Origin of the sequence: Acinetobacter sp. YH12233 (assembly GCF_013417725.1) — a bacterium.
In the GTDB taxonomy this organism is placed as follows: domain Bacteria; phylum Pseudomonadota; class Gammaproteobacteria; order Pseudomonadales; family Moraxellaceae; genus Acinetobacter.
In genome coordinates this window covers 68,253-87,383 of the sequence record NZ_VPDK01000003.1, presented here as the reverse complement: position 1 = coordinate 87,383, position 19,131 = coordinate 68,253, and the positions used below count along the sequence as shown (strand labels likewise).

Genomic DNA, 19,131 nt, shown 5'->3' with positions numbered 1-19,131 from the left:
TTCAAGCGTCAGCATGTGTCGTAACACTGCTGGATTTTATAGAACACAAGGGAAATTTCTGTCACTATATTCCTGTGGAACGAAGCTCTAATGTAAGACATCCACTTGAGTACTAAGTTTGTGACATCGTATTGAGGTTGTAAGATGGATGAGAATAAAAACAAGGCGCTCAATGCTGCCTTAAGCCAGATTGAAAAACAGTTTGGTAAAAACACAGTGATGCGTCTTGGTGACAATACCGTGCAAGCAGTTGAAGCTGTATCTACAGGTTCTTTAACGCTTGATATCGCACTGGGTATTGGTGGTTTACCGAAAGGCCGTATTATCGAGATTTATGGTCCTGAATCTTCAGGTAAGACCACAATGACATTGCAAGCGATTGCTGAATGTCAAAAAGCTGGCGGTACATGTGCATTCATCGATGCCGAGCACGCGCTTGATCCTCAATATGCCCGTAAACTCGGTGTAGATATTGATAACCTGCTGGTTTCTCAGCCAGACAACGGTGAACAGGCACTTGAAATCGCTGACATGCTGGTACGTTCTGGCGCAATTGACCTGATTGTAGTCGACTCTGTTGCTGCATTGACGCCTCGCGCCGAGATTGAAGGCGAAATGGGTGACTCACATATGGGTCTGCAAGCACGTTTGATGAGCCAGGCACTGCGTAAAATTACCGGTAATGCCAAGCGTTCAAACTGTATGGTGATTTTCATTAACCAGATCCGTATGAAGATTGGTGTAATGTTCGGTAGCCCAGAAACAACTACTGGTGGTAATGCACTGAAATTCTACGCTTCTGTACGTCTGGATATCCGCCGTATCGGTCAGGTGAAAGAAGGCGACGAGATTGTAGGTTCTGAAACCAAAGTCAAAGTTGTGAAAAACAAAATGGCGCCACCATTCAGAGAAGCTCTGTTCCAGATTCTGTATGGCAAAGGTGTTAACCATCTTGGTGAACTGATTGACCTTGCAGTACAGCAAGAAATCGTTCAAAAAGCGGGTGCATGGTATTCATATCAAGGCGACAAGATTGGCCAAGGTAAAAACAATACCATCCGTTATCTTGAAGAACACAAAGAGCTGGCGGATACTATTGAAAAACTAATCCGTGAGCAACTGCTTACTACAGGCAAAGTAGTCGAAGATAAAGACGAAGAAGAACCAGCAGACTTTCTGGATGCATAATCCTTGAACGTCATAGCAGAGCGCCCTACGGGGCGTTTTTGTTATTATGGAATAGATATTTTTATCGAGATCAATATGTCAGACGCAAAATTCAGCAAACTTTTGGACTATGACGCGATTAAACAGCAGTTTGGTGATGCTGAAGATTCAGCCACTTCTTCACCTGTTGAGTCACAGGCTTTGCCAGAATTTGATCCGGAAGACAGCTTATTTGGTAACTCCGATAAAGAGCAAAAGAAACCCGGTCTAACCGGCTCGCGTTTGCGTTCTTACGCCTTTGCTGTACTGACTCGCAAGGAATACTCCAAGGCTGAACTCATTGAAAAACTGGCGCTTTATGCAGAAGATCGTAATGATGTGGTCACTTTGGTTGAAGAGCTATCTAGAGAAAACTATCAAAGTGACCAGCGTGTTGCTGAAATCATGTTGTCGAGCCAAAAGCGTAAAGGCAAAGGTCCCAATCAGATTAAAATGAAGCTGAAAAGCAAAAAAATTGATACTGCCCTGATCAGTGAAGAACTAAAAGAAACGGACTGGGTACAACAGGCTTATGAACTGAAGCTTAGAAAATATGGTCCAGAAGTGACGAAAGACCCAAAACTTAAAGCCAAACAGATCCGTTTTCTAATGTATCGTGGTTTTGAAATGGATGCGATCATGAAAGCGATTAGCCGCAAAGCCGAAGATTAATTCTTTTGTATTTGTGAAAAATATGCTTAGGCTATTTTTTTATTTTCCTCTTTGCCATCCTGCTTAACTTAAATAGTTTCCCTTAATTTACAATTAATCCCGAACAACAAAAAGCTTTCAAAAGCTCAAATTAAGATAATCTATTTTCATGATTGAATTTCAATGTTCCAAACAATTCAAGTATCCAAGGAAGCGGCATTAGATAGAAATTTAAAAGTAAACATTAAAGAAAGGGAAAACAATGAAGATTAAGATTGAAAAATAAAGAGAGAATAGAGAAATTTTATAATTATAAATCTGGTGGCAACCCTACCAGCAAAGCTCCGGCACATCATAGATCTACTACCGTTGCTACCTTCCGGTCCTGGCGGGGTTCATAGAGTACAATTGCGAAGTAACCGGCAGGGCTACCATTACAGGAACAGAGTATAGAGATTTTTATTGAAGTTGCAAGGGCTGTATTTCAAATTTTCGGCATAAGCTATCCGTTTGATTATTTTAAAAACAATATGCCCCAAGATGCTGATTTTTTAATATTCTTCACAATTAATTCATGAATATCGAAATTCACATGATCTTTGTAAAACCTTGTTGCAATTTCTAAAAATGCCGTTTTAAATGTGAAGCTATAAACGGGTTATCTCTTTTAGAATAAATGAGCTGCGGATACATAATCTCGCCAAGAATCATGGAACTTATATGATGTTTAAGAAACAGGTATTGTGTGCCCTCACTGCACTCTGTACAACCTCTCTTTTTGCTGCGATTCCTATCGAATCACGTGGACTCAGCCAAGGTGCTCAATCAAATAATATCAGCACTCAATCTGCCATTGCGACAGGCGCAGATGCACCTCAGACCAATACCAGCTGGCAGCTTATGCAAAAAAACCAGCAGCTTGAAAATGATCTACGCAGTTTACGTGGAAAAATCGAAGAACAAGAAAATGAGATCGAGAGATTAAAGAGCGAATTAACCAACCGCTATGCCGATCTGGATCAACGTCTGGAACTATTGCAGCAAAAAATTGAACCTGCTGAAGATACCTCCGCGGAGGATAACCAACAGGATATTTCTCCCAGTTTAAGCTCTAATGCTCCAGTAGCCACTAATCAGGCATCTACAACGCAACAGCCGAGTGAGCAGGAAAAAGCGGCTTATACCATTGCACTGGATGCCTATAAAAATGGTGGTGCAGCTAAAGCCATTGCACCCATGCAGAATTTTATCAAGAATAATCCGAATAGTGTCTATATCAGCAATGCTCACTTCTGGTTAGCTGAGTTTAACCTGTCCATTGACCCACCGAATTTTAATGAAGCAAAGAAGAATTATCTGATCGTGGTTGACCGCTATCCGAATTCTGCAAAAGCCTCTACTGCCCTTTATCAGCTTTATAATATTAGTAAGGATGTAGAAAAGAACGCTACTCTTGCTTCACAATATAAAGCGAAACTACTCAAGAATTATCCGAAAGCTGAAGAAGTTAAATTTTTGAAGTAAATAAAAAGTCCCATAAAAAAGACACCACGAAGGTGTCTTTTTTAATTTTACTTTCATTTCTATAACTTAACGCACAATGCCACGCTTGGATTGTTCGAGTGAATCAATCAGACGTTGTGCTTCAGAAACTTCTGGAAGAATCTCGTTACGGATTTTCTCAATAGCTTCCTGAGTCGTTAAACCAGATTTGTAAATCAACTTAAAGGACTCACGTAAACCGTTAATTACGTCTTTCGACCAGCCTTTACGACGCATGCCTTCAACATTCATGGCAAATGCATGTGCCGGATTACCCGATACCATCACATAGGCAGGAACATCTTTCAGAATCAGTGAAGCGCCCCCAATCATGCTGTAAGAGTCAATTTTACAGAACTGGTGAATACCTGAGTTACCACCAATCACGACATAATCGCCTACGTGTACGTGACCCGCCACACCAACATTATTTGCGAAAATATTATGATCACCAACCATACAGTCATGTGCAATATGGGTATTTACCATTAACAGGTTATGACTGCCAATCTTGGTAATACCTTTATCCTGAACCGTACCGCGGTGCAGACTGCAGTGTTCACGAATCTTGTTATAATCACCAATTTCCAGCCAGGTTTCCTCACCTGCATATTTCAGATCCTGGCAGACTTCACCGACGCTGGCGAACTGAAAAATTTCATTATGTTCACCAATACGTGTGAAACCACCTACCACGACATGTGAATGCAGTTTGGTACCAGCACCAATCGTGACATTTGGCCCAATAATACAGTAAGGGCCAATCTGTACATCTGCAGCAATTACTGCAGATGCGTCAATGATGGCAGTTGGATGAATTAGGGGATTATTGCTCATGCCTGCTCGACTTTCAGATGGGAAACCATAATTTCCGCGGTTGTTGCGACAATGCCATCTACTGTGGCAATACAATTATATTTATAAATGCCACGTTTTTGCATCACTAATTCAGATTTAAGTACTAATTGGTCGCCAGCAACCACTTGTTTTTTAAATCGAACCTTTTCAGCGCCAGCAAAAAGGAATAATGAACCTTCTTTTGGAGTTTCATTATTCATGACAAAACCAAGAATACCTGAGATCTGTGCTAATGCCTCTACGATCAATACACCTGGCATGATTGGATAGTTCGGAAAATGCCCCTGTAGAAACTCTTCATTAATTGAGACGTTCTTATAACCAACAATGCCATTTTCGGTAATATCGACAACGCGATCAACCAGCAGAAATGGATAGCGATGGGGCAAATATTCACGAATCTTTTGAATATTCATTGGCAATTCAGGCTTCGTGAATGTAGGCAAATTCGACTCTGTCATCATAATTATTTACGCAACTTAAATGTTGATTCAATGGACTCAATTTGAGATTGCATATGATCCAATCGTTTCACCAACTGGGTCAATGGCACATCTGCTAATTGTCTTAAGCGAACCACTGTGCGTTTCCATTGCTGATTTGGCAACAATCCCATGCCTGAAGAATAAGTACCTTCTTCAGTAATGTTATTTGTCACCATTGACATTCCTGTCAAGGTCACATTATCGGTGATATGTAGGTGTCCTGCTACCCCACAGGCCCCTGCGAGAATACAGTTTTTGCCAATTGTGGTACTACCGGCAATCCCGCATTTGGCTGCGATCGCAGTGTTTTCACCAATCTTGACGTTATGGGCGATTTGCACAAGATTATCAATAATGACACCTTGTTCCAGAATTGTGTCATCCAGTGCACCCCGGTCAATACTACAGTTTGAGCCGATCCGGACATCATCTGCAATACGGACTGAACCCAACTGGACAATTCGATGCCATTTCCCTTGATAAGGTGCAAACCCAAAACCTTCACTACCAATTACGGTATTGGCATGGATCCGAACACGATTACCGATTTTTGTAGCACCTGTTAAAGTCACATGTGCATCAATAAAACAGTCCCGACCAATTTCAACCTGGTCATCGATCTGAACGTGTGACTGGATAATCGTATTTTCACCCACCACACAATTCTCACCAATAACGGCATAGTGGCCAATATAGGCACTGTCAGCAATGATGGCAGATGGATGAATTTGTGCGGTACTTTCAATTCCCTGAATCGTATGTTTTTTCTCAAAAACGTGAGTCAGAATTGCAAAAGCCAGATAAGGATTGGCTACGACAATGAAGTTCTGCTGGGAAGTTAGCTGCTCTTTTAATTCAGCAGTCACAATTAAAGCGCCCGCCTTACTCTGAGTTGCCTGTTCCAGATATTTATCTGCATTGACAAATGCAAGGTCATGAGAGGTTGCATTTTCAAGACTTGCCAAACCTCTCAAACATAAATCTGCCTGACCTACATACTCACCTTGGACAAGACGAGCGAGGTCAGCTAACTGAAGTTTTTGATGATTCATCGATTATTTAATTGCATTAACCTTTTGAATCATTTTATCAGTTAAATCATACTTCGCGTCATAAGCAAGTACGGAATTTTTATTTAAAACCACATCTAGCTTGTTTTCTTGGCGTAATTGTTCAGCAGCACGCTTCAAATTTCCTTCAAAAGCCTTATTTACACTTTGCATACGCGTTTGCACGGTTGCCTGTACCTGTTGCTGCACCCCTGCCAGTTGAGTCGCTTTGCCTTCAAATTCTTTGGCTATTTTTTCACGTTCTGCTGGTGTTTTTGCAGCCTGACCTTTTTGCTTGATTGCAGCAAGGTCTTTTTGAAACTGTGCAATCTGTGCGGTTTGCGGCTTGATTTCATTTTCCAGAGTGGCATTTTGCTGCTTTAAATAGGTACTGTTTTGTACCACTTTTTCCAGATCAACAATTCCGTAATCATCCGCATGTGACAATGAAGTTAATCCCGCTAAAGCAATACCCATTGCCATCATCATTTTTTTCATGTTTTTACCCATTCAAAAAATTTTGCTCACAAAACCTGATGGCTTCATGAGCAAAATTTATATTTAAGATCAAAGTTTTCTTAGAAAGTACGTCCAATTTCAAACTGAACATTTTGAGTTTCATCACCGTCTTTATCATTCAACGGGTATGCATAGCTCAGTGATAATGGACCAATCATGGTAATCCAGGTGAAACCAGCACCTACGCTATAACGCATATTGCCTGCATCGAAACCAAAGTTATCTTTACAGTACTGTTTACCACTAATCGAGCTGCCATTCACGAAAATATTATCATTAGATACATCACACTGAGTATCAAATACTTGAGCACCTTCAGCAAAAAGTACCGGACGAACCTGACGCGCCCAATCTCCCTTAAATGGAACAGGCAGAACTAACTCAGTACCAAACTGAACTAAAGCATTACCGCCCACTTCTTCTGGGGATGGATCAGTTCGGCCGATGTCAGAGAAATATACGCCTGGATATTTAGGACCTAAGGTACTGTTTTCATAACCACGTACCGAACCATAACCACCGGCATAGAAGTTCTTATAGAAAGGCAGATCATTACCATAGCCTAAACGGCCATAACCACGCAGAACAAAGTCTTTGCCTAATGGGAAGAAAGCCTGTGCGTCATAGGTGAGCTTTTGATATTCCACATCACTACCTGGCAAGGCAATTTCTGCATTGACACGATGTGACATACCTGTAGTCGGGAACATTGGACGGTTCAAGGTATTATAAGACCAGCCCAGATTCAGGTTATAGGTCAAGAAATCGCCTTTAAACTCTTGACCATATGAAATAGTATCAAGTGGAGCACCATTTGCATCTACACAGTTGCCTGTTGCAGATTCAACCTGACTTGGACAGAAGTCACCACGCTTGGTTTCTTTACCACCATTACGTTCCAAATAGTCAGCCACATATGTAGATACATATGGCCCTGTGGTCACTTCAGTCTGGTCTATATTCAGACCCAGGCTTACACTCTGGTTCTCATCAATTGGATAACCAAAGTTAATACCACCACCCAAGCTGTCTGTAACATAGTTATTTACGTTATAGTCATCATCCAGCTTTGTTTTACGGTAGTAAAGATTATAACCGCGACGTACACCATCAATCGTGAAGTACGGGTCCATTACACTCAAGTTATAATAATCTTGAGTTTCAGAACGTGACAGATCAATCGAAACGCTGTTCCCTGTACCCAGGAAGTTAGTCTGACTTAATCCAGCCTGGAACGTTACACCACCACTTTGAGAGAAACCAACAGCTAGAGTACTTGTACCTGAATGCTGTTCTTCAACTGCCACATTCAAATCAATTTGATCCGGTGATCCTGGAATACGAACAGGTTTGATATCGACTGTTTTAAAGAAACCAGTACGTTCTAAACGCACTTTAGACAGGTCAATCTTCTCATTGCTTGCCAGCGCACTTTCCATCTGGCGCATTTCACGACGCAATACTTCATCGGCAGTTTTAGAGTTACCTGTGAAGTTGATCCGACGTACAGTCACTTGCTGACCCGGATTAATATAGTAGTTCAGGTCAACCTGTTTAGTTTCGTTATTGATTTGAGGTACAACATTTACTTCAGCATAGTAATAACCAGCATTACCATATTTACGTAGCAATAGCTGCTTGACCGCATTCACTCGTTCCTGAGAGTAGGTATCACCTTCTTTATACAACTGCAAAGCTTGTAGCTCTTCAGGTTTATAAAGCGCATCGCCCAGGAATTTGGTTTGTCCAAACTTAAACTGTTCGCCTTCATTCACTGAAACTTCAATAAAGACATTCTTTTTATCTTCACTCAGGTTCAGACTTGAATTGGTAATATTGAAGTTGATGTAACCACGGTTCAGATACATCGCACGTAAAGCTTCCAGGCTCGCAGCCATTTTTTCACGTGCATAACGGTCATTACGCGAAATGACCGAGCTCCAGCCACTTTCTTTAACAGCGAATGCCTGTTTGATATCTGATTCTTTAAAAACAGTATTACCGATAATATTGATATCAAAAACTTTAGCGGCTTTACCTTCAACAAAATCAATCAGCACTTCAACGCGGTTATTTGGTCGCGGTGTCGTTGTTACCGTAATATCGGCATCATAACGACCTTGCTGCATATATTGCTGTTCCAGCTCGGTTTCGACTGTTTGCAGTGCAGATTTCTTCAGCACCTCACCTTCAGCCAGACCCATTTTTTTCAGGCCTTCTTCCAGTGCTTCCTTTGGAATCAGCTTATTGCCTTTCAACTCAATTTTCGAAATTACCGGACGTTCTACGACCTGGAATACCAAAGTATTGCCCTGTTGAACGGCTTTAATGTCATCAAATAGTCCAGATGCATACAAACTACGAATCGCATTGGCAATAATCGGATCATTCACCCGGTCACCACTGTTGATTGGCACCAAGCCGTACACATTTTCTGGAGTTAAACGTACCAATCCATCAAATTTTATATCTTGTACAATGAAGTCTTCTGCCGCATATACTTGTTGTGCTACTGCCATTGCACTAACGAGTGCCAAAGGCATAAATAAATGTGTGTGCTGCATGCCAGTCTTTTCCGCTGTTAATTATTCCATTTACGTTATTATAAACGCATAAAGTCATTAAATAATGCCAAAAGCATCATACTGCCGAGCAGTACCATACCAATTTTTAATCCAATCAATTGTATTTGTTCAGAAACAGGTTTACCACGAATTAATTCGATAAAATAATAAACCAGGTGTCCGCCATCAAGCATTGGGATTGGCAATAAGTTTAATATCCCTAAACTTACACTCATTAGCGCCATAAAGGAAATAAAAGTTTCCCAACCCATTTCCGCGCTTTGTCCTGCCACTTTGGCAATGGTAATCGGGCCAGAAAGATTATCCAGACCAATCAGACCACGTACCATTTTGACGATCGAGTTCAGAATCATTGAAGACAGATGTGCTGTCTTGTCAAAGGCCATCACCATCGCCTCAACAGGCGTATAGTGAATCGTCTGTTTATATTCAGCAGGAATTGTCACCTTGCCCGGATCGCTTTGAACTCCGAGCATACCGGTTACATTCCCCATATTGTCACGTTTGCCTTGCGGCATGACCTGAAGATGCACGACCTGATTACCACGTAATACATCTATCTTAAGTAATTTTTCTGGTGATGCCTGTACCACTTGTACCACATCGAACCAGTCTTTCATCTGTACACCATCAATCGCCAGAATCTTGTCACCTTCTTTAAGACCCTGACGAATGGCTGCACCATCTTCACTCAGTTTGCTCACCACAGCCGGAATTTCCGGACGATATGGCAAGAAACCTAATGTATCAAGGGGTGACTGACTTTGATCTTTAAGAAAGTCTTGAATTGGTAACTGGAATATCTTGTTTTCACCCGCACGGTCTGCCTGAATCGAGACCACACCAGTTTCACCCACACGATCCACCAAGGCATAACTCAGTTTTTCCCAAGTTTCGACTTGTGTACCATCTACAGCAACAATCTTGTCGCCCGGCTGCATCTGTACCTCGGCTGCAGGTGTGTTTGGTAAAACCTTACCTACACGAGTATTCAGCTGTTCCTGTGCAGGTAAAAAAAGTACCCAAAACAGGACAACAGCTAAAAGCAGGTTAATGAGAGGACCCGCAGCAACGATGGCAATACGTTTCCAGGGATGCTGACGGTTAAAGGCTTTAGGCAAGTCTTCTTCTGCCACACTGCCTTCACGCTCGTCCAGCATTTTGACATAACCACCCAAAGGCAAAGCTGAAAGCTGATATTGGATACCGGATTTTTTGGAAGTCCACTTTAGAAGGGTTGGTCCAAAACCAATGGAATAGACCAGTACTTTAACGCCCAGTTTACGTGCCACAATGTAGTGACCAAACTCGTGAATCGCAATTAAGGGACCGAGTAATAGGATTGCGGCTGCAATAATAAACAAGGCGTTCATGTCTTAACTTCCTTTATTCACAACATATTGCTGTGATAAACCTCGTGCTGTGTGATCTGCATGCAGGATAGTATCCAGATCGTGTGCTGGTTGATTGTCCATCTGGTTCAGGACAGTTTCAACCACCTGAGGAATTTGGGTAAATCTGATTTGCTGATTTAAAAATGCAGCAACTGCAATTTCATTGGCCGCATTCAAAATTGTAGGCGCAATTCCACCACTCTTCATGGCTTGACGCGCTAATTTCAGTGCCGGAAAACGAACCACATCCGGTTCCTGGAAATTCAGTTGTGAATGCTTAACCAAATCCAGAGCCGGGATATGGGTACTGATCCGTTGTGGCCATGCCAAAGCATGTGCAATTGGCGTGCCCATATCCGGGTTGCCCATTTGTGCCAATGTTGACCCGTCCACATATTGCACCATGGAATGAATAATACTCTGTGGATGCACAACAACTGTAACAAATTGTTCTTGAACTGCAAACAAATGACACGCTTCGATAAGTTCCAGTCCCTTATTCATTAAAGTAGCGGAATCTACGGAAATCTTTTGCCCCATTGACCAGTTAGGATGTTTGCAGGCTTGAGCAGGTGTCACATCATGCAATTGTTCAAGCGAATGGTTCAGGAATGGACCGCCAGAAGCAGTCAGTAAAATCTGATGAACACCGAGCTTAGGTTGACCATTACGTTCGGCATCAAAGTAGTTTTGAGGCAGGCACTGGAAAATTGCATTATGTTCAGAGTCGACAGGCAATAATAATGCACCATAATCTCGCGCGGCTTGCATCATGATGTCGCCGGACATGACCAAGGCTTCTTTATTGGCCAACAGGACACGCTTACCCGCTTTGACTGCAGCCAATGTAGGAAGCAGGCCTGCCGCCCCGACTATTGCTGCCATCACAATATCAACATCAGCATGCTCTGCGACTGAAATTAAGCCCGCTTCATCCTGAAGAATTTCGATATCTGATAAGCCCTGCACTTGTAGCAACTGAGAAAGCTCATCGACCTTATTTGCAGGCACTACAGCCACTTTAGGACGGTACTGCCGACAGATTTCCGCCAGCTCAGTAATACGACTTTGCGCTGTCACAGCGAAAACCGAGTAAGCTTCAGGATGTTGCTGCAAAATTTTTAAAGTACTTTGACCAATTGAACCTGTAGCACCCAGTATACAAACAGCTTGTGACATTTATAAATCTACGCCAATAAGTTTTAAAACATATATGCCTGTTGCAAAGATAGGAGCTGCAGCAAGCAAAGAATCAATACGATCTAGTACACCACCATGACCCGGCAAAATACGGCCCGAATCCTTGATTCCAGCACGACGCTTAATCATGGATTCAAACAGGTCACCTAGCACTGAACTAAACACAGTAATAACAGAAAGGATCAGGAACAGACATAGCTCTGGCCAGGTCATATCCAGATAAAGTGAAGCGACGACAACCACGATGAGCATGGAGGTAAGAATACCGCCGTATAGACCTTCTAGCGACTTGTTTGGGCTGACATTTGGTGCGAGTTTTTTCTTGCCGAATTTGCGTCCAACAAAGTAAGCGCCACTGTCTGCACCCCAAACCAGCAGGAACAGGTACATTAACCACCATGGAGAGTTTAGCCAAACCGAGAAGATTGCTGTAACAGCAGCAGAAACCAGCACAATCCCGATGCCATGCAAGCTGACATTGTACCAGCCATCATAATCAGGATAGGTTTTAACCCAGTAAATACTCAGCAACCAGGTCAGGATAGATGCTGACCACAATAATAAGGCCACATCCCAATAGTATAAAGCCAGTGCAGATAAGGCTGCAGTCAGTAGACCATAGCCCCACGCCACTGGCTTGATTACATTTTTACATTTTCGCGGCATGAGTTTAAACCACTCATAGCCTGCCACCCCGGCAGCCACAACCATCAATGCGAACATTGGATATTGTGATTTGGTCGCAAACATACAGCTCAGTACGACTGCAACCAGCACCAATGCGGTTATAATCCGCTCAAACATGTGTATTAATTCTCAAGTCTTTCTTGAAGAATCTGCTCTGATGTTTTACCGAAACGACGTTCGCGCCCGCCAAATACAGCAAGTGCGTCATCGAATTCCTCTACGGTAAATTCTGGCCATAAGGTCTCAGTAAAATACAGCTCTGCATATGCTGCCTGCCAGAGCAGGAAATTGGACAGGCGGAAATCTCCACCGGTACGAATCAGCAGATCAACAGGCGGCAAGTCACTCAAACTGACATATTGACCGAACACATCAGTATCAATTGCTTCAAGATCTAATTTATTTGTTAAAACATCCGCAGCAATCTGCTTTGCAGCTTGTGCCATGTCCCACATTCCACCATAGCTGATTGCAATAGTAAGCGTCATACTATCGAAATTAGCAGTCCTTTGTTCTGCTTGCAACATCAATGCTTGCAGTTCAGGAGATAAACGCGACCGATCACCAATAAAACGTAAAGCAATATTAAATTTTTGCATACGTGGCAACTGTTCATGAATCGTGTCTTCCAACAACTTCATGAGCAAGTCGACCTCATATTGGGGACGGTTCCAGTTTTCGCTGGAGAATGCAAAGACCGTTAAAGCCTGGATATTTCTTTTTCTACAATGTTCAACAATCGGGTCTAGAACCGTTTTTCCTTCACGGTGTCCATCGCCTTTCTGCATCTGATTTTTTTTGGCAAAACGATTGTTGCCATCCATGATGATGGCAACATGTTTTGGAAGACGGGAATTTTCTTCAGAAGCGGTCATTGATGAATTAGACCTTCATCAATTCAGCTTCTTTCGCAGCCAAGCGTTTGTCTACTTCAGCAACAAATTTGTCTGTGATTTTCTGAATTTCGTCAGATGCACGACGTTCATCATCTTCAGAAATTTCTTTTTCTTTCAACAATGCTTTGATGTCACCTAAAACATCACGACGGATGTTACGGATCGCAACTTTGGCATTTTCAGCTTCGTTACGTGCAACTTTCTGCATGTCACGACGAGTTTCTTCAGTCAACGCTGCCATTGGTACACGGATCGCGTCAGCAGTAATCGGGTTCAAGCCAAGATCAGACTCACGGATCGCCTTATCAATTGCAGCAACCATTGAACGTTCAAACGGTTGAACCAGCAATGTACGTGAATCTTCCACGCCTACGTTGGCAACCTGGTTCAATGGCACATCAGAGCCGTAGTAAGGAACCATGACACCGTTCAAAATCGATGGATGCGCACGTCCGGTACGAACTTTTGCGAAACCATGTTCTAACGAGTCAAGAGACTTGTTCATACGCTCTTCTGCGTCTTTTTTAAGATCGTTAATCATATGATCTTCCTTACTTAATTCTTAAAAGATGTATTTACTAAATTAGGAGGTAGTATAAAGGGCTTTGTAGCTCACGTCATTAATTGGTGACGTGAGTTCCTTCTTTTTCACCCATCACCACTGAAAGCAATGCGCCAGATTTGTTCATGTCAAATACTTGAAGTGGCACATTGTGGTCACGACATAAGCAGATCGCGGTTAAATCCATGACGCCCAACTTCTCGTCCAGCACCTGATCAAATGTCAAAGTATCGTATTTCACGGCATCTTCGTATTTGCTTGGATCTTTATTGTAAACCCCATCCACCTTAGTAGCTTTCAGGATCAGGTCAGATTCAATCTCGATACCACGCAAACAAGCTGCTGTATCCGTAGTAAAGAACGGATTACCTGTACCCGCAACAAATACGCACACTTCACCTTGAGTCAGATGACGGATGGCATCGCGACTAGAATAAGATTCAACCACTGCACCAATCGGCAATGCAGACATCAAACGGGTTTTGATATTACGGCGCACCAAAGCATCGCGTAATGCCAGACCGTTCATGACAGTTGCCAGCATACCCATCTGGTCACCGGTTACACGACCAACAAGACCGTCTTTTTGCAACTGGCTACCACGGTACAGGTTACCACCGCCAACTACGATACCGACTTGTACACCCAAACCCACGAGATGCGCAATAGAAAGTGACATCTGATCGAGCACTTGTGCATCGATACCCATGTCCTTGTTTCCTGCCAGTGCTTCACCAGATAGCTTTAGCAGGATGCGACCAAATCGTGGCTTTTTAGAATCCAACATCTCAAACTCCAAATTATTTAATATAAATTCTTTTAATTCAAAATCTTAAGCAGACTTGATTGAGATCAGCTTGGCAAATAAATCATATTCATCTGCATCAGTGATTTCGACTTCAAGCAAATCCCCTGCCTTAATCACACTTTTGTCGATATCTTCAACAAAAACATTACCATCAATTTCAGGCGCATCCGCATATGAGCGTGCTACAGCAACCGGGAATTCTTCTTCCAGGTCATCGACTAGCACCGTCATTTTCTGGCCAATACGTTTTTGTAGCTTCGCTGCTGAAATTTCCTGCTGAACCTGCATGAAACGTTCATAACGTTCTTGCTTGATCTCTTCAGGCACATGATCTGGAAGATCGTTCGCTGTCGCACCTTCAACTGGTGAATAAGTAAAACAGCCCACGCGATCCAGTTGTGCTTCTTTCAGCCAGTCCAGAAGCATCTGGAAATCTTCTTCCGTTTCGCCCGGGAAACCCACCACAAATGTAGAACGGATGACTAGGTCAGGACATTTCTCACGCCAAACTTTTAAACGCTCCAGTGTATTTTCACTGTGAGCAGGTCGTTTCATCAGCTTCAGGATTCTTGGGCTGGCATGCTGGAATGGAATATCCAGATAAGGCAGGATTTTGCCTTGCGCCATCAAATCGATTACGGCATCTACGTGTGGATATGGATAAACATAGTGCAGACGCACCCAGATGCCCAATTGACCCAATGCTTCACACATGTCATAGAATTTAGTTTTAACTGGCTGGCCGTTCCAGAAATCCAGTTTGTATTTGGTGTCAACGCCATAAGCAGAAGTATCTTGGGAGATCACGAGTACTTCTTTGACACCTGAACGTTTCAGTGCTGCAGCTTCTTCAAGCACAGAACCGACTGGACGGGAAACCAGATCACCACGCATGCTTGGAATGATGCAGAAGGTACAACGGTGGTTACAGCCTTCTGATATTTTCAGGTATGCATAATGTTTAGGGGTTAAACGGATACCCTGCTCAGGCACCAGATCAATAAATGGATTGTGTTTTGGCGGTTCAGGAACATACTCATGTACCGCATCCATCACTTCTTCATATGCTGCTGCACCTGTCACTTTTAGGACATTCGGGTGCATTTGGCGAATTTTATCTTCGTCTTTTCCTAGACAACCTGTTACGATGACACGACCATTCGCGCTCATCGCTTCACCGATGGCATCTAAAGACTCTTGTACTGCAGATTCAATAAAACCACAGGTATTTACTACTACTAAATCAGCACCGTCATAATCCGATGCGACATCATAACCTTCAGTCTTTAACTGAGTTAAAATTCGTTCAGAATCTACCAATGCCTTAGGACAACCTAAAGATACAAAACCGACTTTGGGGGACTTCATGAATCTGCGCTCCACTAGAATGCGCGTATTGTATGTCTTTTCGCATCATAAAAATAGTTGAAATGGCCACTCTTTGCATCACGCACTAAAATAACGCCATAAAATATTCAATATAAAAGCTTATGCACCAAAATGAATCATTTTAGGTTTACAGCCTCAATTTAATCCGTTATACCTGAGTTTGATTGGGCATCCCCGTCAGATTTCGTGCATTTTTCAGCAAAATTTTAACAAGAGTTCTAAAGTTGGCGTGCATCTTGCTTAATTTGCCTCAAATCTGAACTTTGAAATTGTTATTTTGCTTTATGAAGATGCCATTGCGCCATTTTAATACAGGAAAACCACCGCTAATGGATCAGCCTCTTTCCATCGACTATCGCCTTTTGGTGGACAATCTGACCACTGCCATTATGCTGGTTGATAGCCACCTGAATATTTATTACTTAAATACGGCCTGCGAGGCCATGTTTGATGTCAGCCTGTTACGCGCATCAGGCACGCCGGTATTAAATATACTGCAAGCACCGACAGATGAATTCAACACTGAAGAATCTCTATATAACACGCTGCACACAGGCCAACCTTATACTCGCCGTGAGGCGACGATCATTGTCAATTTTAAAGACATTCATGTGGACTATACGGTTTCCCTGCTCAATGCGGGCAAGCCAAATCATCCTTTATTGTTAATCGAGCTGAATCAGCGTGATCGTATGCTGAAAATCTCACGTGAAGAAAACTATATCCAGCAGCACCAGGTTGCGCGCCAATTAATTCGTGGCGTGGCACATGAAATTAAAAATCCACTTGGTGGTATTCGTGGTGCAACCCAGCTTCTGGCACGTAGCCTTGAAGATCCAAAATATAAAGAGTTCACTGACATTATTATTAGTGAAGTGGATCGCCTGAGAAATCTGGCAGATAGCATGCTCGGTTCACGCCAGTTACCAAGCTATGAAATGGTCAATGTACATGAACCATTAGAACGCGTCCGCTCACTGATTGTGAATCAGACTAAAAAGAAAATAAAAATTACTCGGGACTATGATCTGTCCCTACCGGAAGTTCTGGCAGATCGCGATCAGCTCATTCAGGTCATGCTAAATATCTGCGTAAATGCCGTTCAGGCGATGACAGAAAACAAGGATTTCTTTGTCGAGCATCAACCGGAACTTATTTTAAGAACCCGAATTCAGCGGCTTTATACCATTAGTGGTGTGATTCACCGATCTGTGGTTCGAATCGACATTGAAGATAATGGCCCTGGTGTTCCAGACGATATTATCGAAGCCGTGTTCTATCCACTGGTGACCAGCCGTGCCAAAGGTACCGGACTAGGTCTCAGCATTGCTCAAAATATTATGCATCAACATAACGGAATGATTGAATGCCAGTCAGTTCCAGGAAAAACCGTATTTAGCTTATTTTTACCTTGGGAGTCAGATCATGTCGCGAAATAAAATATGGGTGATTGATGACGATCGTGCCATGCGTTGGGTACTAGAAAAAACATTTAAAGAAGAAGGTTTCGACGTTACTAGTTTTGAAGAAGCCCAGTCAGCACTTGATCAGTTGGGTGTCGATGCACCTGATGTGATCCTGACCGATATCCGTATGCCGGGTATTGACGGTTTGACCTTTTTAGGCAAGGTGAAAAATACCAATCCTGATTTGCCGGTTATTATTATGACGGCGCATTCAGATCTGGAATCTGCGGTATCCAGTTATCAAACGGGTGCTTTTGAATACCTGCCAAAACCATTTGATATTGATGAAGCATTGGCACTGGTCAATCGTGCAATTTTACATATCACTAAATTACAGCAGCAAGAATCTGCCAAATCTGCACCAACCATTCAATCGACTGAGATCATTGGTGAATCGCCAGCAATGCAGGAAGTGTTCCGTGCGATTGGTCGTTTGTCTCAATCACATATTACCGTATTGATTAATGGTGAATCTGGTACAGGTAAAGAACTGGTTGCGCATGCCTTGCATCGCCATTCACCACGTAGCAATAAACCGTTTATTGCACTAAACATGGCCGCGATTCCGAAAGACCTGATTGAGACTGAATTGTTTGGTCATGAAAAAGGCGCTTTTACCGGTGCAAATACGCAACGTCAGGGCCGTTTTGAACAGGCCAACGGCGGTACGCTGTTCCTGGATGAAATTGGTGACATGCCATTTGAAACACAAACGCGTTTATTACGTGTCCTAGCTGATGGGGAATTCTATCGTGTTGGTGGTCACATTCCGGTTAAAGTTGATGTACGTATTGTGGCTGCAACGCATCAGGACCTGGAAAAGCTGGTACATGATGGTCGCTTCCGTGAAGACTTGTATCACCGTCTAAACGTGATTCGTATTCATATACCTAAACTGGCACATCGCTCTGAAGATATTCCGATGTTGGCGCAGCACTTCCTGGCGCGTGCAGGTAAAGAATTAGGCGTTAATCCTAAAATCTTACGTCCTGAAACTCAGGAATATATGCAGAAGCTGCCTTGGCAAGGGAACGTTCGTCAGCTTGAAAATACCTGTCGCTGGCTCACAGTGATGATCACAGGCCGTGAAGTTTATCCAGAAGATCTGCCACCTGAATTAAAACAGATTCCAATTCAGCAGCAAGACCCGGGTGCTCCAATTCCAAACCCGAATCAGATTGCGCCGCATCACTGGGATGAATTACTGGGTCAATGGGCAATCCAGAAACTGAAAAACGGCGAAATGAAGCTGTTAGATGTGGCTACACCAATGTTTGAACGCACACTCATTAATGCTGCACTACAACAAACCCGTGGTCGTAAGCGTCATGCAGCCGAACTATTAGGTTGGGGGCGTAATACCCTCACCCGTAAGTTGAAAGAACTCGGCATGGACAGTGCGGAGGATGATGAAGTCGAAGAAGTCGAAGGCCAAGCCTGAAATTAAAAAAGCACCCTTGGGTGCTTTTTTATTGCTTATGTATAGTAATGAGATTCCTACACTGTTAAACCGATATAACGCGAATAACCTGCTGCACCTAAATCTGACTTTAAAATCAGATAATTCGGATAAGTACTTGTGGTGATTTCTTCGAACATGTTGACGATGTCATCATTGGCATGCAGTTCATCCACTGTTTTTCGCATAGTTTGCTCAAATTCATCGGTGATGTATTCAAAGCCGATATCCATGGCAATAAATAAGGTATGTTCACAGGGTTGAACATACTGCTCTTCTTGCCAATTAATGATGTCTTGATGGCAATGAGGGCAAGCGATGTTGTCTGTGGCTTGGATATCGAGTTCAACGAGTTGGTATGGCATTGGAATGATC

At 42.8% G+C, this 19,131-nt stretch carries 18 protein-coding genes and 1 other RNA gene; 5 read left to right on the top strand and 14 right to left on the bottom strand.

Going from position 1 to position 19,131, the window contains the following annotated elements:
- Nucleotides 1-144 precede the first annotated feature (144 nt).
- Both recA and FTV12_RS02580 read left to right on the top strand, forming a co-directional pair.
- Nucleotides 145-1,188 (top strand): recombinase RecA, encoded by a 1,044-nt coding sequence (gene recA, locus FTV12_RS02585; protein WP_004786150.1) that lies wholly within the window; start codon nt 145-147, stop codon nt 1,186-1,188.
- Nucleotides 1,189-1,263: 75 nt separating this feature from the next.
- Nucleotides 1,264-1,878, top strand: coding sequence for a regulatory protein RecX (locus tag FTV12_RS02580; RefSeq protein WP_179992314.1), 615 nt, complete (start codon nt 1,264-1,266; stop codon nt 1,876-1,878).
- A gap of 307 nt (nt 1,879-2,185) precedes the next feature.
- Here FTV12_RS02580 and ffs read toward each other — a convergent pair.
- Nucleotides 2,186-2,282: signal recognition particle sRNA small type (gene ffs / locus FTV12_RS02575), an RNA gene on the bottom strand.
- A gap of 295 nt (nt 2,283-2,577) precedes the next feature.
- On the opposite strand from ffs, the gene FTV12_RS02570 reads away from it, so the two are divergent.
- Nucleotides 2,578-3,381, top strand: a complete 804-nt coding sequence (locus tag FTV12_RS02570) for a YbgF trimerization domain-containing protein (protein WP_179992313.1) — start codon at nt 2,578-2,580, stop codon at nt 3,379-3,381.
- 66 nt (nt 3,382-3,447) lie between these two features.
- Here the strand turns inward: FTV12_RS02570 and lpxA are convergent, their stop codons facing one another.
- The 12 genes from lpxA to rimO all read right to left on the bottom strand — a co-directional run bounded on the left by lpxA (nt 3,448) and on the right by rimO (nt 15,810).
- Entirely contained in the window at nt 3,448-4,236 is a 789-nt protein-coding gene (lpxA, locus tag FTV12_RS02565) for an acyl-ACP--UDP-N-acetylglucosamine O-acyltransferase (RefSeq protein ID WP_004786156.1), read from the bottom strand.
- A complete protein-coding gene (gene fabZ, locus FTV12_RS02560) occupies nt 4,233-4,718 on the bottom strand; it encodes a 3-hydroxyacyl-ACP dehydratase FabZ (RefSeq protein WP_171064833.1) in 486 nt (161 codons plus the stop codon). The genes lpxA and fabZ overlap by 4 nt, the downstream gene beginning before the upstream one ends.
- A 5-nt stretch (nt 4,719-4,723) precedes the next feature.
- The gene (lpxD, locus tag FTV12_RS02555) at nt 4,724-5,794 is read right to left on the bottom strand and encodes a UDP-3-O-(3-hydroxymyristoyl)glucosamine N-acyltransferase (RefSeq protein ID WP_179992312.1); all 1,071 of its coding nucleotides are present in this window, start codon (nt 5,792-5,794) and stop codon (nt 4,724-4,726) included.
- A 3-nt stretch (nt 5,795-5,797) separates the two neighbouring features.
- Nucleotides 5,798-6,289, bottom strand: coding sequence for an OmpH family outer membrane protein (locus tag FTV12_RS02550; RefSeq protein WP_213064459.1), 492 nt, complete (start codon nt 6,287-6,289; stop codon nt 5,798-5,800).
- An 80-nt stretch (nt 6,290-6,369) separates the two neighbouring features.
- Complete coding sequence (gene bamA / locus FTV12_RS02545) at nt 6,370-8,829, bottom strand: outer membrane protein assembly factor BamA (protein ID WP_373687219.1); 2,460 nt, start codon at nt 8,827-8,829, stop codon at nt 6,370-6,372.
- A gap of 83 nt (nt 8,830-8,912) precedes the next feature.
- The gene (gene rseP, locus FTV12_RS02540) at nt 8,913-10,268 is read right to left on the bottom strand and encodes an RIP metalloprotease RseP (protein ID WP_179992310.1); all 1,356 of its coding nucleotides are present in this window, start codon (nt 10,266-10,268) and stop codon (nt 8,913-8,915) included.
- A 3-nt stretch (nt 10,269-10,271) separates the two neighbouring features.
- The gene (ispC, locus tag FTV12_RS02535; RefSeq protein WP_179992309.1) at nt 10,272-11,468 is read right to left on the bottom strand and encodes a 1-deoxy-D-xylulose-5-phosphate reductoisomerase; all 1,197 of its coding nucleotides are present in this window, start codon (nt 11,466-11,468) and stop codon (nt 10,272-10,274) included.
- Nucleotides 11,469-12,293 carry a phosphatidate cytidylyltransferase gene (locus FTV12_RS02530; protein ID WP_179992308.1) on the bottom strand — a complete coding sequence of 275 codons (825 nt, stop codon included), beginning with the start codon at nt 12,291-12,293 and terminating at the stop codon, nt 11,469-11,471.
- A gap of 5 nt (nt 12,294-12,298) precedes the next feature.
- Complete coding sequence (gene uppS / locus FTV12_RS02525) at nt 12,299-13,051, bottom strand: polyprenyl diphosphate synthase (RefSeq protein ID WP_179992307.1); 753 nt, start codon at nt 13,049-13,051, stop codon at nt 12,299-12,301.
- Between the two features lie 7 nt (nt 13,052-13,058).
- Nucleotides 13,059-13,613 (bottom strand): ribosome recycling factor, encoded by a 555-nt coding sequence (gene frr, locus FTV12_RS02520; RefSeq protein WP_005235283.1) that lies wholly within the window; start codon nt 13,611-13,613, stop codon nt 13,059-13,061.
- A gap of 79 nt (nt 13,614-13,692) precedes the next feature.
- Nucleotides 13,693-14,421: a UMP kinase gene (gene pyrH, locus FTV12_RS02515; RefSeq protein ID WP_004786170.1), complete on the bottom strand. Its 729-nt coding sequence runs from the start codon at nt 14,419-14,421 to the stop codon at nt 13,693-13,695.
- A 45-nt stretch (nt 14,422-14,466) separates the two neighbouring features.
- On the bottom strand, nt 14,467-15,810 hold the full coding sequence (gene rimO / locus FTV12_RS02510; protein WP_004786172.1) for a 30S ribosomal protein S12 methylthiotransferase RimO: 1,344 nt from the start codon (nt 15,808-15,810) through the stop codon (nt 14,467-14,469).
- A 350-nt stretch (nt 15,811-16,160) separates the two neighbouring features.
- Between rimO and glnL the strand changes: the two genes are divergently transcribed.
- Nucleotides 16,161-17,270, top strand: coding sequence for a nitrogen regulation protein NR(II) (glnL, locus tag FTV12_RS02505; RefSeq protein WP_125278343.1), 1,110 nt, complete (start codon nt 16,161-16,163; stop codon nt 17,268-17,270).
- Nucleotides 17,257-18,738 (top strand): nitrogen regulation protein NR(I), encoded by a 1,482-nt coding sequence (glnG, locus tag FTV12_RS02500; protein ID WP_034702648.1) that lies wholly within the window; start codon nt 17,257-17,259, stop codon nt 18,736-18,738. Before glnL ends, glnG begins: the two co-directional genes overlap by 14 nt.
- Before the next feature lie 56 nt (nt 18,739-18,794).
- On the opposite strand, the gene FTV12_RS02495 is transcribed toward glnG, so the two are convergent.
- A complete protein-coding gene (locus FTV12_RS02495) occupies nt 18,795-19,121 on the bottom strand; it encodes a hypothetical protein (protein WP_179992306.1) in 327 nt (108 codons plus the stop codon).
- Nucleotides 19,122-19,131 lie beyond the last annotated feature (10 nt).

Bases quoted from the DNA above. Each gene is read 5' to 3' on its own strand.
- FTV12_RS02530 (WP_179992308.1), bottom strand. From the start codon at position 12,293: ATGTTTGAGCGGATTATAACCGCATTGGTGCTGGTTGCAGTCGTACTG.
- glnG (WP_034702648.1), top strand. From the start codon at position 17,257: ATGTCGCGAAATAAAATATGGGTGATTGATGACGATCGTGCCATGCGT.
- rimO (WP_004786172.1), bottom strand. From the start codon at position 15,810: ATGAAGTCCCCCAAAGTCGGTTTTGTATCTTTAGGTTGTCCTAAGGCA.
- FTV12_RS02580 (WP_179992314.1), top strand. From the start codon at position 1,264: ATGTCAGACGCAAAATTCAGCAAACTTTTGGACTATGACGCGATTAAA.
- FTV12_RS02570 (WP_179992313.1), top strand. From the start codon at position 2,578: ATGATGTTTAAGAAACAGGTATTGTGTGCCCTCACTGCACTCTGTACA.
- lpxD (WP_179992312.1), bottom strand. From the start codon at position 5,794: ATGAATCATCAAAAACTTCAGTTAGCTGACCTCGCTCGTCTTGTCCAA.
- uppS (WP_179992307.1), bottom strand. From the start codon at position 13,051: ATGACCGCTTCTGAAGAAAATTCCCGTCTTCCAAAACATGTTGCCATC.
- FTV12_RS02495 (WP_179992306.1), bottom strand. From the start codon at position 19,121: ATGCCATACCAACTCGTTGAACTCGATATCCAAGCCACAGACAACATC.
- frr (WP_005235283.1), bottom strand. From the start codon at position 13,613: ATGATTAACGATCTTAAAAAAGACGCAGAAGAGCGTATGAACAAGTCT.
- lpxA (WP_004786156.1), bottom strand. From the start codon at position 4,236: ATGAGCAATAATCCCCTAATTCATCCAACTGCCATCATTGACGCATCT.
- bamA (WP_373687219.1), bottom strand. From the start codon at position 8,829: ATGGCAGTAGCACAACAAGTATATGCGGCAGAAGACTTCATTGTACAA.
- glnL (WP_125278343.1), top strand. From the start codon at position 16,161: ATGGATCAGCCTCTTTCCATCGACTATCGCCTTTTGGTGGACAATCTG.
- ispC (WP_179992309.1), bottom strand. From the start codon at position 11,468: ATGTCACAAGCTGTTTGTATACTGGGTGCTACAGGTTCAATTGGTCAA.
- rseP (WP_179992310.1), bottom strand. From the start codon at position 10,268: ATGAACGCCTTGTTTATTATTGCAGCCGCAATCCTATTACTCGGTCCC.
- fabZ (WP_171064833.1), bottom strand. From the start codon at position 4,718: ATGACAGAGTCGAATTTGCCTACATTCACGAAGCCTGAATTGCCAATG.
- recA (WP_004786150.1), top strand. From the start codon at position 145: ATGGATGAGAATAAAAACAAGGCGCTCAATGCTGCCTTAAGCCAGATT.
- pyrH (WP_004786170.1), bottom strand. From the start codon at position 14,421: ATGTTGGATTCTAAAAAGCCACGATTTGGTCGCATCCTGCTAAAGCTA.
- FTV12_RS02550 (WP_213064459.1), bottom strand. From the start codon at position 6,289: ATGAAAAAAATGATGATGGCAATGGGTATTGCTTTAGCGGGATTAACT.